The sequence below is a fragment of the Haloplanus salinarum genome, from assembly GCF_024498175.1.
Lineage (GTDB): Archaea > Halobacteriota > Halobacteria > Halobacteriales > Haloferacaceae > Haloplanus > Haloplanus salinarum.
Map to the genome: position 1 here is coordinate 1,087,779 of NZ_CP101823.1, position 15,860 is coordinate 1,103,638.

Annotated in this window: 16 protein-coding genes and 1 tRNA gene; 12 read left to right on the top strand and 5 right to left on the bottom strand. The window is 66.9% G+C overall.

Annotated features, from left to right (window positions below; all coding sequences use genetic code 11):
• Positions 1 to 133: 133 nt before the first annotated feature.
• The 7 genes from NO364_RS05745 to NO364_RS05775 all read left to right on the top strand — a co-directional run bounded on the left by NO364_RS05745 (position 134) and on the right by NO364_RS05775 (position 7,287).
• Positions 134 to 1,183 (top strand): ABC transporter ATP-binding protein, encoded by a 1,050-nt coding sequence (locus NO364_RS05745; RefSeq protein WP_257628764.1) that lies wholly within the window; start codon positions 134 to 136, stop codon positions 1,181 to 1,183.
• Positions 1,180 to 2,022: an ABC transporter permease gene (locus NO364_RS05750; protein WP_257628765.1), complete on the top strand. Its 843-nt coding sequence runs from the start codon at positions 1,180 to 1,182 to the stop codon at positions 2,020 to 2,022. Before NO364_RS05745 ends, NO364_RS05750 begins: the two co-directional genes overlap by 4 nt.
• On the top strand, positions 2,019 to 2,801 hold the full coding sequence (locus tag NO364_RS05755) for an ABC transporter permease (protein ID WP_257628766.1): 783 nt from the start codon (positions 2,019 to 2,021) through the stop codon (positions 2,799 to 2,801). The genes NO364_RS05750 and NO364_RS05755 overlap by 4 nt, the downstream gene beginning before the upstream one ends.
• Positions 2,802 to 2,851: 50 nt before the next feature.
• Entirely contained in the window at positions 2,852 to 3,457 is a 606-nt protein-coding gene (locus NO364_RS05760) for a DUF1989 domain-containing protein (protein ID WP_257628767.1), read from the top strand.
• A gap of 89 nt (positions 3,458 to 3,546) precedes the next feature.
• Positions 3,547 to 4,839 (top strand): aspartate aminotransferase family protein, encoded by a 1,293-nt coding sequence (locus NO364_RS05765; protein WP_257628768.1) that lies wholly within the window; start codon positions 3,547 to 3,549, stop codon positions 4,837 to 4,839.
• 61 nt (positions 4,840 to 4,900) lie between these two features.
• Complete coding sequence (locus NO364_RS05770) at positions 4,901 to 6,106, top strand: M24 family metallopeptidase (protein WP_257628769.1); 1,206 nt, start codon at positions 4,901 to 4,903, stop codon at positions 6,104 to 6,106.
• Positions 6,107 to 6,246: 140 nt separating this feature from the next.
• Positions 6,247 to 7,287 (top strand): ABC transporter substrate-binding protein, encoded by a 1,041-nt coding sequence (locus NO364_RS05775; protein ID WP_343217998.1) that lies wholly within the window; start codon positions 6,247 to 6,249, stop codon positions 7,285 to 7,287.
• 144 nt (positions 7,288 to 7,431) lie between these two features.
• On the opposite strand, the gene NO364_RS05780 is transcribed toward NO364_RS05775, so the two are convergent.
• Both NO364_RS05780 and NO364_RS05785 read right to left on the bottom strand, forming a co-directional pair.
• Positions 7,432 to 8,772: an aminotransferase family protein gene (locus NO364_RS05780; RefSeq protein ID WP_157688453.1), complete on the bottom strand. Its 1,341-nt coding sequence runs from the start codon at positions 8,770 to 8,772 to the stop codon at positions 7,432 to 7,434.
• 423 nt (positions 8,773 to 9,195) lie between these two features.
• Positions 9,196 to 9,270 (bottom strand) — tRNA-Glu (locus NO364_RS05785).
• 212 nt (positions 9,271 to 9,482) lie between these two features.
• Between NO364_RS05785 and NO364_RS05790 the strand changes: the two genes are divergently transcribed.
• The 5 genes from NO364_RS05790 (at position 9,483) to NO364_RS05810 (ending at position 13,852) form a co-directional block, all read left to right on the top strand.
• Positions 9,483 to 9,992, top strand: coding sequence for a branched-chain amino acid ABC transporter permease (locus tag NO364_RS05790; protein ID WP_257628771.1), 510 nt, complete (start codon positions 9,483 to 9,485; stop codon positions 9,990 to 9,992).
• Positions 9,989 to 10,738, top strand: a complete 750-nt coding sequence (locus NO364_RS05795; RefSeq protein ID WP_257628772.1) for an ABC transporter ATP-binding protein — start codon at positions 9,989 to 9,991, stop codon at positions 10,736 to 10,738. The genes NO364_RS05790 and NO364_RS05795 overlap by 4 nt, the downstream gene beginning before the upstream one ends.
• Positions 10,735 to 11,439: an ABC transporter ATP-binding protein gene (locus NO364_RS05800; RefSeq protein WP_199243732.1), complete on the top strand. Its 705-nt coding sequence runs from the start codon at positions 10,735 to 10,737 to the stop codon at positions 11,437 to 11,439. The genes NO364_RS05795 and NO364_RS05800 overlap by 4 nt, the downstream gene beginning before the upstream one ends.
• Before the next feature lies 1 nt (position 11,440).
• Complete coding sequence (locus tag NO364_RS05805) at positions 11,441 to 13,036, top strand: amidase (protein ID WP_257628773.1); 1,596 nt, start codon at positions 11,441 to 11,443, stop codon at positions 13,034 to 13,036.
• A gap of 84 nt (positions 13,037 to 13,120) precedes the next feature.
• The gene (locus NO364_RS05810; RefSeq protein WP_257628774.1) at positions 13,121 to 13,852 is read left to right on the top strand and encodes an SDR family oxidoreductase; all 732 of its coding nucleotides are present in this window, start codon (positions 13,121 to 13,123) and stop codon (positions 13,850 to 13,852) included.
• Between the two features lie 6 nt (positions 13,853 to 13,858).
• Here the strand turns inward: NO364_RS05810 and NO364_RS05815 are convergent, their stop codons facing one another.
• The 3 genes from NO364_RS05815 to NO364_RS05825 all read right to left on the bottom strand — a co-directional run bounded on the left by NO364_RS05815 (position 13,859) and on the right by NO364_RS05825 (position 15,836).
• Complete coding sequence (locus tag NO364_RS05815) at positions 13,859 to 14,047, bottom strand: YegP family protein (RefSeq protein WP_157688460.1); 189 nt, start codon at positions 14,045 to 14,047, stop codon at positions 13,859 to 13,861.
• A 41-nt stretch (positions 14,048 to 14,088) separates the two neighbouring features.
• Entirely contained in the window at positions 14,089 to 14,361 is a 273-nt protein-coding gene (locus NO364_RS05820; protein WP_157688461.1) for a hypothetical protein, read from the bottom strand.
• Positions 14,362 to 14,435: 74 nt separating this feature from the next.
• Positions 14,436 to 15,836: a class II fumarate hydratase gene (locus NO364_RS05825; protein ID WP_157688462.1), complete on the bottom strand. Its 1,401-nt coding sequence runs from the start codon at positions 15,834 to 15,836 to the stop codon at positions 14,436 to 14,438.
• Positions 15,837 to 15,860 lie beyond the last annotated feature (24 nt).

Here is a 15,860-nt window from a genome sequence, read left to right on the forward strand (position 1 = left end):
GGAGCACTTTATACGCATTTTCGGTACGAATTCGAAATGCCGTCGATATATTCCGAGGTATGTTAATATATTATACGCAGGAACCGTGAAAGAGTAGCACTAGATTTAAGACATTACCACGGAACGGGTCGGTATGCTCGAAGTGGAGAACCTGACGAAATTTTACGGGGATCTACTGGCCGTCAATGATCTCTCGTTCAAAATCGACGAGGGGGAGTTCGGCACGTTGCTCGGCCCCAGCGGCTGTGGGAAGAGTACGACCCTGCGCACCATCGCCGGACTCGTCGAACCGACCGAGGGGGGGATCTACCTCCGCGGTGACGACGTGACGGAGCAACCGCCCAACGAGCGAAACATCGGGCTGGTGTTCCAGGACTCCGCGACGTTCCCCCACATGACCGTCGAGGAGAACATCGAATACGGTCTCAAGATGAACGGGTTCGGCCCCGACGAGCGGGAGGAGCAGATCACGAAGTACCTCGACCTCGTTCAGATCTCCGAGTACCGGGATCACCGACCCACGGAACTCAGCGGCGGTCAGGAACGGCGCGTGTCGATCGCGCGGGCACTCGCGTACGAACCCGACATCCTCCTCCTCGACGAGCCGCTGACCGGACTCGACCGCGTGCTGCGCCAGGACCTCCGCAACGAGATCAAGCAGATTCAACGCGAGGTCGAAGTCACCACGCTGTACGTCACGCACGACCAGGAGGAAGCGCTCTCGATGTCCGACAAGATCCTCGTCCTCGACGACGGCGAGAAACAACAGGAAGGGTCGCCCACGGAGATATACGACGACCCCTCGAACCGGTTCGTCGCGAACTTCGTCGGGAAGTCGACGCGGCTTCCCGGAACGGTCACGTCCCGCGATCCGCCGCGGATCGACACCGAGGTGGGGCGGGTTCCGACCGACGCGGCGTCGCTCGACTCCTTCGACGTCGGCGAGGACGTCGAGGTGTTCCTCCGGCCGGAGGACCTCAGCCTCGACCCCGACGCCGGCGACGAGGCGTTGCAGGGTGCCGTCACGAACGTCGAGTACCTGGGCACGTACAGCGAGGCACTGATCGACATCGGTGAGGGGATCCAGGCCGTGCTCCACACGAGCACGTCCGCGAACATCGCCATCGGCGACGAGGTCGCCCTCACGTTCGACCCGTCCAACGTGATCGTCCTCGAAGCATGATCGTCGAAGGCATTCCCCTCCCGAAGTTCGTCGAGCGTAACGTGTCGTCGCGCTCGCTGGCCGCGTTCGGGCTGGGGTTCCTCACCGTCTTCTACATCGTCCCCATCGTCTTCCTCTACTGGAACAGCCTGAACTTCGGGGACGGCGGGCTCTTCAGCAACTACGCACGGGCGTTCAGCGACATCTACCTCGTGACCCTCGCGCGGTCGTTCTACTACGGGGTTCTCACCACCGCCGTGACCCTCACGCTCGGGTACATCCTCGCGTACTACATCGCCTTTCGGTCCGCGCGCGAGAAGCTGTTGCTCGGACTGGTCGTCCTGCCGCTCTGGATCGCGTACGTGATCCGCTATCTCGGGATTCAGCTGCTCCTGTTCCCGTCGAGCCCGGTCGTCCAACTGATCGGAACCGACTTGGGCATCCTGTTTTCCACCAGAGGGGTGATCCTGGGTCTCACCACCGTCTTCCTGCCGTTCGCGATCCTGCCGATCTACCACGCGCTCAAATCCATCGACGAGGACCTCGTCGACGCGTCCCGCGTGCTCGGGGCGACCCAACTGCGGACCGTCCGCTCGGTGATCCTCCCGCTGAGCCTTTCGGGCGTGGTCGCCGGGGGGATCATCGTGTTCATCCTCGCGACCGGGTCGTTCCTGGCCCCGGCGATGCTCGGCGGCCCGAAAGACACGATGATCGCGAACGTCATCGAGCAGTCGTACTCCCAGACGTTCGACCTCGGTCTCGCGTCGAGTCTGGCCGTCATCTACACCACCATCCTGCTCGTCTTGCTCATGGTGTTCAACAGCTACGTCAACCTCGGGGAGGTGTTGGGTGAACTATGAACCGCACCAGTCGGTTCAGGTTCGGCTACCTCCCGGTCGCGGCGATCGTGTACGCGCTGTTGCTCGTGCCCGTGATCCTCATCATCGTCACGTCGCTGACGACGTCGTCGGTGCCGACCATCCCGACGGACGAGCTGAGTCTGGAGTGGTACGCCGAACTGGCGGGAGACGATCAGATCATCAGCGCGCTCGTCGTCAGTACCGTCGTGGCGGTCTCTTCGGCGATCATCTCGGGGCTCATCGGAACGATCACCGCGTTCGGGTTCGTCCGCAGCGACTTCCCGTACAAGCAGACGGTCTCGACGGTGCTCCTGCTCCCGCTGATGATCTCGCCGGTCATCACCGGACTGGCCATCGTCCAGTACGCGGGGATGATCCGACTGCCGGGGGACTACCCCGCACTGATCCTCGGACACGTCGTGCTCACGCTCCCGTACGTGTTCCTCATCATCCGCGCACGACTCGTCACGTTCGACGAGACGCTCGAACAGGCGTCGCTGATCATGGGTGCCAACCGGTTGGAGACGACCCTCAACGTGACGCTCCCCATCATCGCGCCGAGCGTCTTCACCGGCGGGCTGATCGCTTTCGTCGTCTCCTTCGGCGAGTTCACCGCGACCCAGTTCCTCATCTCGCCCGGCACCACGACCGTGCCGGTCATCATCTACACGGAGCTGCGAACCGGGCTGACGCCGACGATCAGCGCCCTCGCGACGGTGCTCGCGGTGATCATGCTGGTCGCCGCGATCCTCGGCGAAGTCAGCGGCGGCGACGCCTGACTCCCCCCGGACATTTATATCTCGGAGCGTTCGAGTTCGCCGCGTCGACGATGCAAGAACGACGAATTCCCGAGAAGCGCGGCGCCGCGTTCGAAGTGGCGGCAGGAGAGACGTTCGACGTGACCGACGTCGAGGGCCAACAGGTGGCCGACCTGGTCGCGTTCGCCGCCGAGGACCCCACCGAGCGGTTCTCGACGAAGTACACGTACCGCCGGAGCGGACGGATCAGCGTGACCGAGGGGGACACCCTGTACACGACCGAGGGAGAACCGATCCTCTCCATCACGGCCGACGACTGCGGCGACCACGACCTCCTGTACGGCCCGTGCAACGAGTGGATCCTCACGGACTACTACGGGCAGTCGGGGGGCAACGGCTGCCGCGAAAACCTCGCGGAGGCCGTCGAACCGCTGGGCGTCGATCCGGCTCTCGTCCTCGAGACGCTGAACGTCTTCATGCGAGCCGAGATCAGCGACGGACATATCGACATCCAAGAACCGCAGTCGACGCCGGGAGACACCGTCCGGTTCCGCGCGGAGCGGGACTGCTACGTCGCGGTGTCCGCGTGTGCGGGCGAGTCGACGGTCAACGCCGGCGAGACCGGCCCCATCGACGTCGCCGTTCCCGACGGGACGGACCTGCACACGAACTGGTAACGTCAGCGGCGCCGCCTCGGACCCCCCGCCCGCGGTCCGTCCAGCACCGACGGCGTAGGTTTATTAGGTGGACACGGAAACACGTTCACATGGACGATCATCTGGTTGAAACTTATCGGTCGTCGACTCCGAACTCCCGGAATCTGTACGAACGCGCGGCAGCGGTGATGCCAGGTGGCGACACGCGCTCGGTCACCTACCACGACCCGTATCCGTCGTTCGTCGAGTCGGGGTCCGGCTGTCGGCTCCGGACCGAGGACGGCGAGACGCTGCTCGATTTCCTCAACAACTACACGCAGTCCGTCCTCGGTCACGCGCCGCCGGCGGTCGTCGAGGCGGTCACGGAACGGTTCGAACGGGGCAACGGGTTCGGCGCGCCCACGGAGGAGGCCGTGACGCTGGCCGAACGCCTCGTGGATCGAGTCCCCTCGATCGAGCGGGTCCGGTTCGCGAACTCCGGGACCGAGGCGACGATGAACGCCATCCGCGGCGCGATGGCCCACACCGGCAAGGAGACCATCCTGAAGGTCGATGGGGGCTACCACGGCACCCACGACACGGTCGAAGTCGCCGTCGACGCCGCGGGCCGCGAACACCGCGGCATCCCGCGGGACGTCGAGAACCGCGTGCTGACGACGCCGTTCAACGATTCCGAGGCGCTCAAAGAGGTCTTCGCGACGGCCGGCGACGACCTTGCGTGTTTCATCCTCGAACCGCTCATGGGCGTGGCCGGCGGGCTTCCCGCCGACGAGTCGTTCCTCCGCACTGCGCGCGACCTCACCGAGGATCACGGGGTCCCCCTCGTCTTCGACGAGGTGATGACGTTCCGGCTCGCGTACGGCGGCGCCCAGGAGCGCTACGGCGTCACGCCGGATCTGACGGCACTGGGGAAGTTCATCGGCGGCGGTCTCCCCGTCGGAGCCTTCGGCGGACGGGCGGACATCATGTCCGCCTTCCACCCGGCGGAGGGAGTCGCAGACCACTCCGGGACGTTCAACGCGAACCCGGCGACGATGGCCGGGGGTATCGCGACCCTCGACGCGCTCGACGAGGCGGCCATCGCGGAGCTGAACCGGCTCGGCGAGCGGTTGCGTGCCGGGGTCGGGGAGGTCGCCGCCGACCACGACCGGCCGCTGCAGGTGACCGGTGACGGGTCGATGTTCCAGCTCCACCTCACGGACGGGACGGTGACCGACTGGGCGTCCTCGGCCGCCGGGACCGACGCCTTCGAGGACCTCTTTCTCGCCATGCGGAACCGCGGCGTCTTCATGGCGCCGCGCGGCATGGGGAACCTCTCGACGCCGATGGCGGAGGGAGAGATCGACACGTTCCTCGAAACGCTCGATGCCGCCCTCGACGACCTCCCGGAGGCATCGTCGTGACCGTTCGCCGCTCGCATCCGCATCGTGACGCCGCTTTACGGACCGACCTCGGGTGACCTCGATGGGGGAAGAACTCCACCGTCGACGGGCCGCGGGTGTCCCGCCGGGGCCGCCGCCGGCGGAGCGTGCCCGCCGACTGCGAACCCTCCGCGAGGCGCTCCGGGACCGCGGGCTCGACGGGGCCGTCGTCTACGGGAGCGGCCCGACACATCCCGACGCGGTCCGGTATCTCTCGGGATACGTTCACCCGTTCCCGCGGGCCCGCTCGCTGCTCGTCGTCCCCGCCTCGGGGCCGACGGTCCTGGTGATCGACCGCGAGTGGCACCGCGAGGCCGCGCGGGCCATGACGTGGGTCGACGGCGTGCGGGCGGTGCCGGAACGCGATCCCGATGCGCTGTCGGCAGCGGTCGAGGCCGCGCTCGCGGACTGTGGGCTGACCGACGGTCGGCTCGGGGTCGTCGACGGCGACCTCCCGGCGGCGGTGCTGGAGGCCGTCTCGACCGCCGGTTCGGGGGTGGACACCGCCTTCGTCCCGGAACTCTGGTGGGACCTCGTCGCCGCCCCGACGGACCACGACGTCCGCGGCATCCGAAGCGCGGCCGAGGCCGCCGACGCGGGTCTCGCGGCGCTCGCGTCGGCCTGTCGGCCCGGCCGGTCGGAGCGCGAGGTGTGTTTCGACGTCCTCGCCGAACTGGCGGCGGCGGGCGCGGAGTTCCGACACGGGGCCGCCGTCTCGACACACGTGGACGTGGGGGCGTACGCGCGCTCCGAGAGCAACCTCCAACCGTTCGTCCACACGGAGACGCCGCTCGACCGGGGGGAGATGTTCTGGGTCGACCTCATCGTCTGTCGCGACGGCTACTACGTCGACTGCGACCGAACCGTCGCCATCGGCGAACCGAGCGCGGCCCAGCGGACCATCTACGAGGCGTGCGAGGCCATGTACGAGGCGATGATCGAGGCGGTCGAACCGGGCGTGACCGGGCGGGCGGTTTGGCGCGCGGGCCACGACGTCGCGGCCGAGTACGGCTACGAGGACCGACTCAACGGCGTGTATCTGGGTCACACCACCGGATCGACGGTTTCGGTACCGCCGTTCGTGGCACCCGACGAGACGAGGACGCTCGCGGCGGGACAGTTCCTCAACGTCGAACCGGCGATCCACGTCCCGGGGACGGGGTCGGCGTGTATCGAGAACACGCTGTTCGTCGGGAGCGAGGGGACGACCGTCCTCAACGACGCGCCGACGGACCTGATCGTCGCGTGATCCTTCATGATCGACCGTTCATTCACATGTCACTGAATAGCTAATCACTCCAAAGGTTTTTCACAATATCTGATAACGGTTGGATCATGTTCGGTGATAGCTCACAGCGGTCAAGGACGCCGGTCGATCGACGATCAGTATTGAAAACCCTCGGAGGGGGTATCGCGGCCACGGGACTCGCAGGGTGTCTCGGCGGCGGCGGCGGTGGGAGCACGGACACGCTCCGCTATCTCGGGTGGGGTGGCAACACCCAGGACGCCGCGGCGACGGCCTTCGAATACTGGACCGAGGAGAGCGGCGTCGAGGTCGAGCACCAGTCGGCGGGCGGCGACTCGGAGTTCCTCTCGATCATCCGGGAGAACCCCGGCGAGATCGACCTCTTCATGCCCACCTCGTTCGGCGTGTACACCGCTCGACAGGAGGACCTGTTGGCCGACATCAACTACGACGACCTGCCGAACTACCAGGAGAACATCCAGCAGGACTGGGCCGACCGTCCGTACATCGACGGCGACGCCGTCTTCCGTGACGCCCTCACGCAGGGATACGCGTACAACACGGAGGAGACCGACCGCGAGATGTCGACGTGGGACGACATCAAGGCCGACGAGTTCGAGGATTCCCTCGGGCTACGGGACCAGGCTACCTCCCGCGTGACGAACGCCGCGGCCTCCCTCGGCATGAACATCAACGACGTTCCCGGCAACTCGGACGCGGTCGAGCAGGTCCGCCAGGAACTCGGCGAACAGCACGAGAACACCTTCGGCTACTGGGGGGCCGGCGCCGAGAGCATCCGGTGGCTCCGCGAGGGGACCGCGACCGTCGCGGAGACGTGGGGTGGCCGCACCCGTGCGCTCCAAGAGGAGGGCTACGAGGAGATCGAGTACGTCATCCCCGAGGGCGGGACGTCGACCATCACCGAGGACTGGGCCATCCCGGCCTCCAGCGAGAATCAGGACCTCGTCCACGACCTCCTCAACCACGTCTTCCAGCGCGACATCATCGTCGAACTGTCGGACAACGTCGGCTACCCGGTCCCCGTCCAGGACCCGCCGGAGGTCATCCGTAACCTCCCGGACTACACCGAGAGCCCCGACGACCTGATGTGGGTCGACTGGGGCACCGTCGATCCGGCCGTCTCGGACTGGCAGCAGATGTTCCAGGAAGTCAAGCAGGGCTGATCGACGCCGGCCGTCGTCGGCCGGTGGTCGAACACTCTTCTTCCGACGGACGATCGGCACAGCCACCGCTCCGACGGGTGGAATCCGCTCCGGACCGAGAAACGCCGTCCGTGGACCGTCGGAGACGAACGCGGGAGTCGACGCCTACTCCTCCATCGCGGCGTCGGAGATCTCGAGTGCCTCGTCCAGCGCGGCGACGGCCTCGTCGACGTCGTCCTCGGTGATCGTCAACGGCGGCGTGACCACGATGGTGTTGACCGACGTGTAGAAGTAAACGTCGTTGTCGAGCGCGTGAGCACCCACCTCGTCGAGGACGGTCGTCCGCCCCGACACCTTGTCGCTTCGCTCCTCGAACGGCACGCGCTTCTCCTCGCTCCGCGTGAGTTCGAGCCCTTGGTGGAGGCCGATCCCCCGCCGCTCCCCGACGCTCGGATGTCGCTCGGCCAGCGATTCGAGCTCGGATTTCAGGTACGCGCCCATCTCGCGTGCGTTCTCGAGCAGCCCCTCCTCCTCGTAGGTCTCGATAGCCGCCGCGCCAGCTGCACAGGCGACCGGGTGGCCGGCGAACGTGTGGCCCTGGTTGAGGAGGTTGTCCTCGAAGTGTTCCGCGATCTCCTCGGAGACCGTCGTCGCGGCCAGCGGCTGATACGACCCGGTCAGACCCTTCGCCATCGTGATGATGTCCGGTTCCGCGTCGTACAGCCCCGAAGCGAACCACTCGCCGGTTCGGCCGAAGCCGGTCATCACCTCGTCACAGATCAACAGTGCCCCGTGGTCGTGGGCGATCTCCTGGAGCCGGGGCAGGTAGTCGTCCGGCGGAGTCAACACGCCGTTCGACCCGACGAGCGGCTCGACGAGCACCCCCGCGACCGTGTCGCCCTCCAGTTCCAGCATCTCGTCGATGTACTCCAGGCTCTGTTCGGGGTCGAGGCTCGACCCGTAGGCGTACGGATCCGGGCCCTTGACCATCCCGGGAACCTCCGGCTGGATCTCCGGTCCCTGCGCCACCCTCCGTGGGTCCCCGGAGGCCGACAGCGAGGCCGCGGTCGCACCGTGGTACGACCGGTACCGCGAGAGGATCTTGTGTTTGCCCGTGTACGCTCTGGCCATCTTCATCGCTACCTCGTTGGCCTCGGTGCCGCTGGTCGAGTAGAAGGTCTTTTTCAGCGACCCCGGCGTGATCTCGGCCAGTTTCTCCGAGAGGCGAGCCCGCGGCTCCGTCGACCAGCCGGGATTGACGTACGGTACCTCGCGGATCTGTTCGTCGACGGCGTCGGCGATGCGGTCGGCGTCGTACCCGAGACTCGTACAGACGTACTGGCTGCTGAAATCCAGAATCGAATCGCCGTCGGCCGTGACGATCCGCGGCCCCTCGGTGTCGACGATCTCCGTCGGGTCGAAGTCTCGCTGGCGTGTCCACGTCCCGAGCGTGTACTCGCGGTCGAGACGCTCGATTTCGTTCCGCTCAGTATCCTGACTTGCCATGGTCGGACATCGTAAGGACACAACATGAATGTTTTGGAGGATATTCTAAATCAATTATGTCCGGCACCATCTATCCCGGGTTTGTGCGGATATTTGAGAAAATATTTTACGTGCTTTCGTGGGACGGAGCCGGGGTACTCGAGCGCCCACGGACCCGCTACGCGTCGCTGACGTTCACGCGTCTCGGCGGTGTTACCGTCGATCCGGGTGGGACTACGGACGGATGGAACCGAAAGATGAGTGCTCCGACAGGGATTCGAACCACGGTCACGGCGAAGCCGCTCCCTGATTCGAATCCATCATACGCTTCTCGCTCGAAAAACTCGCTGCGATGCTCCGACAGGGATTCGAACCACGGTCACGGCGAAGCCGCTCCCTGATTCGAATCCATCATACGCTTCTCGCTCGAAAAACTCGCTGCGATGCTCCGACAGGGATTCGAACCCTGGTCATTGCCGTGAGAGGGCAATATGATTGGCCGGACTACACCATCGGAGCGGACGTCGCCTACCGGTCGTCGTCGCCGTCGCGTCGTCGACATCAGGAGCGAGGAACCGGCCAAACATAAACTCTGTTCTTTCGATCGGACAGCCCAATCCGGGGGGAGGCCGTCTTCGACCGGATCCGGACCGCCGACCGGTCGATACGGCTGAACGCTGTTTTGTATTTCGACCATAATTCGGATAAATAAATAAGTATCTCGCATTCCATTGGAATTTTGTAGACGACTCGTCGCGACGTATCTCGGACTCCGGATCCTCCTCAACTCCTACTACGGCTACGTCCTCCTTGCGATCCGGGAGGACGAGGACCGGACGCGGATGCTGGGGTACGACGTCCGGAAGTTGAAGCTGATCGCGTTCTCCCTGACCGCGGGACTCGCCGGCTTCTCCGGTGCTTTACACGCCGCGTGGGGCAACTTCATCGATCCGACGGTCATGGGGCTGACCGCCGCGTCGGTGCCGATCATCTGGGTCACGGTCGGGGGGCGCAACACCCTCATCGGCCCGCTGGTGGCCGCGTACGCCCTCCAGTCCATCTCGACGCGGCTGTCGACCGTCGGGAGCGGCTACACGAACATCTTCCTCGGTGCAGTGTTCGTCCTGGCCGTCCTGTTCTTCCCCGACGGCTTGGTGCCCGCCGTGGTGAATCGGTGGCAGGAACGAACCGGCGGCGGTCGCGACATCGATCCCGCCGGCACGACGGAGGCCGAAACATGACTGCACGACAGGACGACGACGGAGCGATCCTCCGGACCGACGGATTGACGAAGCGCTTCGGCGGCCTCACGGCCGTCGACGACGTCTCCTTTAGCCTGCCCGCCGGCGAGATCCGGTGTCTCATCGGTCCGAACGGCGCGGGCAAGAGTACCTTCCTGAAACTGGTGACCGGAACCCACCACCCGACCGAAGGAACCGTCCACTTCGACGGCGAGGACGTCACCGATCTGAAACCGCACGTGCGCGTCCGGCGGGGGATGAGCCTCAAGTTCCAGCGGATCAGCACGTATCGGGAGCTGACGGTCGAGCAGAACCTCCGTGTGGCGACCCAGCGGATCCACGACGGCCCGGAGGCGACGCGGCGGATCGACGAGTTGCTCGACACCATCGGCCTCTCCGCCCACCGGCAGGCGATCGCTGGGAGCCTCTCGCACGGCGACCAGCAGTGGTTGGAGATCGCGATGGCGATGGCGACCGACCCCAAACTGCTCCTCCTCGACGAACCCACCGCTGGCATGACCATCGAGGAGACACGGGAGACGGGCGAACTGATCCAGGATCTCGTCGAGGAGGGGATGTCGATCCTGGTGGTCGAACACGACATCAACCTGGTCAGACAGATCGCCGACCGCGTCACCGTACTCAACCAGGGATCGGTCCTCATGGAGGGAACGGTCGCGGAGGTAACCGGCAACGAGGACGTCAAACGCGTCTACCTCGGCAAGCAGGCGGAGGGAACGGCATGAGCCTGCTCGAACTCGATGAGGTGAACGCGGGGTACGGCCGGACGCCCGTGCTTCACGACATCTCGATGGAGATCCGCGAGGGCGAAGTCGTCTCCCTCATCGGACGCAACGGGGCCGGGAAGTCGACGCTGATGAAGACGATCATCGGGTTGTTGACGCCGACGAGCGGCGATCTGCTCTTCAAGGGTGAATCCATCGTCGACGACCCGGCGGAGCGTCGCGCCCGCCGGGGGATCGGATACGTGCCCCAGGACAAGGAGATATTCCCGCGCCTGACGGTACACGAGAACCTCAAGGTCGGCCGCTTCGTCAACGAGGCCAACGACCGGAGTCTCTTCGAGGAGATGTACGACTACTTCCCGATCCTGGACGAGCGCCGAAACCAGAAGGCGGGCACGATGAGCGGGGGCGAACAGCAGATGTTGGCCATCGCTCGGGCGCTCGTCGGCGCCCCCGACCTCCTCCTGCTCGACGAACCCTCCGAGGGCGTCCAGCCGACCATCATCGAGGAGATCAGCGACATCGTCGGGGAGATCAACCGGGACATGGGGACGACGGTCTTTTTCGTCGAGCAGAACCTCGATTTCACGATCAACACCACCGAGCGGTGTTACGTGATCGACACCGGCGAACTGGTCAACGAACTCCCCCCGGACGAACTCCGCGGCTCGGAGGTCGTCCAACAGCACATCACGGTGTGAGATGACCGGCGACACCTATCCGAACGTCCACCGGCCGTCGCCCGAACGGGTCGCGGCCATCGCCGACGACCTCGGCCTGGAACTGAACGACGAGGAACTGGCCGACTACCTCGCGGTCCTCGACGGCGCGCTCGACGACGTCCGGCGCGTGATGGAGCTTCCCTCGCCCGAGTTCCCGATCCACCGACGGACCCACACCGACCGACCGCCGGGGCACGCGCCGTCCGGCGAGGACGATCCCTTCAACGTCTGGATCACGCGGTGTACGGTCGAGGGCGACGACGACGGCCCGCTCGCGGGACGGACGGTCGGCCTGAAGGACAACATCGCCCTCGCGGCGTACCCGATGACTTGCGGCTCGCGGGTGCTCCGCGATTACGTCCCCCGGATCGACGCGACGGTCGTCACCCGTCTGTTGGACGCCGGCGCGACCGTCACCGGGAAGCTGAACATGGAGGCGTTCGCGTGGTCGGGCTCCAGCGACATCTCCGACTACGGGACCGTCCCCAACCCGCACGATCCGGCGCGACTGGCCGGCGGCTCCTCCAGCGGGAGCGGGGCGGCCGTCGCCCTCGGCGAGTGCGACGTCGCCCTCGGCGGCGACCAGGGCGGCTCGATCCGCATCCCCGCTTCGTGGTGTGGCGTGGTCGGACTCAAACCCACGACCGGACTCGTCCCCTACACCGGCATCTTCCCGCTCGATCCGACGATCGATCACGTCGGCCCGATGGCTCGGAGCGTCGAGGACGTCGCCCTCGCGACCGAGGTACTCGCCGGCGAGGACGTCCAGAACGGTGTGCGGATGGACGCCCGGCAGCCGCGCGGCGTCTCGGCGGCGCCGTACGCCGACGCCCTCGACGAGGGGGTCGAGGACCTGACCATCGGCGTCCTCGAAGAGGGGTTCGACTGGCCGGCGGGCGACCCCCGAATCGACGAGACAGTCCGTGGCGTGATCGACGACCTCGCCGCCCGCGGGGCCACGGTCGAGTCGGTGAGCGTCGACTTCCACCGCGAGATCCTCACGCTGCTGACGCCGCTGGAGATCCAGGGCGGCACCCGGACGATGGAGGAGGGTGGCGTCGGCACCCACCACACCGGCTGGTACTGGACGGACCTCGTCGACGCCGTCGAGTCCCGGACGCGGTCGCGGACCGACGAACTGCCCCCGACGGCCAAGGGGTCGCTGCTCGTCGGGACCTATCTCGCCGAGACGTACGGTATCGAGTTCTACGCGAAGGCGAAGAACCTCGTCCTCGAACTCGAACGGCAGCTGACGGCACATCTCGATCGCTGTGACGCGCTCGTGATGCCGACGATTCCGATGCTCCCCTTCGAACGCGACGACTCGCTGAGCCGCACCGAGCGCCTCGGCCGGATCGTCGAGAACCACCGCAACACCGCGACGTTCGATCACACCCACCACCCCGCGCTGACGGTGCCGTGTGGCAGCGTCGACGGCCTCCCGGTCGGGCTACAGGTCGTCGGCAGCCACTTCGACGAGGCGACCCTCTTTACCGTCGGCGCGGCGGTCGAACGGCTGACCGAGTCGCCGACCCTGCCGGTGTCGCCGCCCGCGCCCGACGCGGCGGACGGGTAGTTCCCGGTCGGCGACGGCCGTCGGCCGCCCACGCTGCCGCCGGCCCGAGACTAAAGAGTCTCGGGGACGACGGGTCGGACGACCATGAGTCTCGAAGACAGCGCGACGGTCGTGACGGGAGCGAGCTCCGGCATCGGCGAGGCGACGGCCCACGAGTTGGCGGGCCGCGGGGCACGGGTTGCCCTCGCCGCGCGGAGCGAGGAGCGACTGGCGGCCATCGCCGACGACCTCGAACGGGAGTACGGCGCGGAGACCCTCGTCGTCCCGACGGACGTCCGCGACGAGGCGGCCGTCGAGGAGCTGATCGAGACGGCCGTCGACGCCTTCGGCGGGCTGGACGTCCTCGTCAACAACGCGGGACTCGGCCGGGGCGGCGAGGTGGCTGACCTCTCGACCGAGGACTACCGGGCGATGATGGACACGAACGTCGACGGCGTCTTCTTCGCGACGCGGGCCGCTTTGCCGCATCTCGAAGCGACGGACGGCAACCTGATCTTCGTGGGCAGTTTCGCCGGCCAGTACCCCCGCCCGGGGAACCCGGTGTACGCCGCGACGAAGTGGTGGGTGCGCGGGTTCGCCCACGGGGTCGAGGGACAGGCCGGGCCGGACGGCGTCGGCGTCACCGTCGTCAACCCAACCGAGGTCCGGACGGAGTTCGGCGCCGAGGAGGGCGACAGCTTCGCCGAACGGTTCGAGCCGGGCGAGGTGAGCGAACCCGAGGAGATCGCCGACGCCATCGGCTTCGCCGCCGCCCAGGACCACTCGACGGTCCACGAGATCGACGTCTACCGACGGGACAAGTTCGAGGGTTGGTAGGGGCGGTCACGGGGAATCCGGCGCCGCGATACCGGCCTCGGGGAGTACGCGCTTGAGCCGCTGGATCCGGCGGGCCGCGGCCTGCCGTGTCGGGTAGGCGTCCCCGCTCGTCGCGAGGACGGCACCGTCGTCGTGGAGACGCCAGCGGAACTCGCCGGCGTCGGTCTCGACGATCCGAAAGGTCGGTCCGGTCATGTGTCGGGGAGAGCCGCCACGGTCAAACGCCTCCCCTCATCCTACGAGAGCTGTCTGGACCACCAGCGGAGCCACTCCGACAGCGGGCCCCGCATCCCGTCGACGTGGACCCGGACGGTCCCGTCGAGGTGCCAGCGAGCGTACTCCGACTCCGAATCCATCCGGAGCGGGACGTCGACGGTCACGTCCTCGAAGGTGCACTCCAGGTCCTCCTCGCGGTCGATGGCGGTGTCGAGCACTTCGTCGACGACGTCGAGCCACGTCTGTTCGTCCGCCGTCTCGGCCGGGAGATCACCGGACGTATCCTTCGACATTACCTACGTGTGGTAGCGGCGGCGGCTTGTATCTTCGCCTCGAGTCGCCCGCGACGGCGCTCGGCGTCGGGCCGTCACTCCGCGTCGGGGATGCCCCGTTCGGTCATCCGTGCGGGATCGAGGATGCGGTCGGCCGCGTCCGGCGATAGATACCCCTTCTCGACGACGACCGAGCGAACGGTCCGTCCCTCCTCGATGGCCGTCGTCGCCACCTCGGCAGTCCGCTCGTGGCCGATGTGTGGGCTCAGTGCCGTCGCGAGCGCGATACCGCGCTCGACCTGTCGGGCGCACCGCTCCCGGTCGACGTCGAGGCGTGCCACGAACGACTCCGCGAACGTCTCGGCCGCGCCGGCCAGGGATTCGATCGACTCCAGAAGCCGCGTCGCCAGGACTGGCTTGTAGAGGTTGATCTCGAGTTCGCCGGCGGCTGCGCCGACGGCGACGGTCGTGTCGTTGCCCAGGACGGCGACGTAGACCTGATTGACGGCCTCGGCGACGACCGGATTGATCTTTCCGGGCGTGATGGAGGAGCCGGGCTGGTTTTTGGGCTGTTCGATCTCTCCGAGGCCGGCCCTGGGCCCCGACGCGAGCAGGCGCAGGTCGTTGGCGATCTTGTGGAGCGACCCGGCGAGCGTCCGGAGCGCACCGTGGGCCTCGCTCACGGCGTCGTGGGCGGCCTGTGCGGCGAAGTGATCGTCGGCCTCGCGGAACGGGATGCCGGTCTCCTCGGCGATGTACGCGATGGCCCGCGCCGGGAACCCCTCGGGGCAGTTCATCCCCGTCCCGACCTGGTGGCCGCCGAGGGGCAGGGCAGCCATCCCCTCGAAGGCCGTCTCGACCCGCTCGATGCCGGCTTCGATCTGTGCGACGTAGCCCGAGAACTCCTGACCGAGCCGGATCGGAAGGGCGTCCTGGAGGTGCGTGCGACCGGTTTTGACCACGTCGTCGAACGCGTCGCGTTTCGCCGCCAGTTCCGCCCGCAACGTCCCGAGTGCGGGCCGCAACTCGCCGTCAGCGGCGACACGGGCGGCGACGTGCATCGCCGTCGGGATCACGTCGTTCGAGGACTGGCCGAAGTTGACGTGGTCGTTCGGGTGGACCGTCGCCTCGCCGTCGAGCAGTTCGGTCGCCCGCGTGGCGATCACCTCGTTCGCGTTCATGTTGGTCGAGGTGCCCGATCCGGTCTGGAAGACGCCCACCGGGAACTGGTCGTCGTGGCGGCCGTGGGCCACCTCGTCGGCGGCGACGACGATGGCCGCGGCCACCTCCGCGGACAGGTGCCCGAGGTCGCGGTTCGCCAGCGCAGCGGCCTTCTTGACCGTGCCGAGCGCCCCGACGAACCGGCGACCGAACGAGCGGCCCCCGATCCCGACGTTCTCGATCGCTCGCTGCGTGTGTGCGCCCCAGTACGCGTCCGCCGGCACGGTCAGTTCACCGAGTTCGTCGCTGACCGTCCGCCCGTTCCCGTCGGTCATGCGACGTGGTATCACGCCCGGACA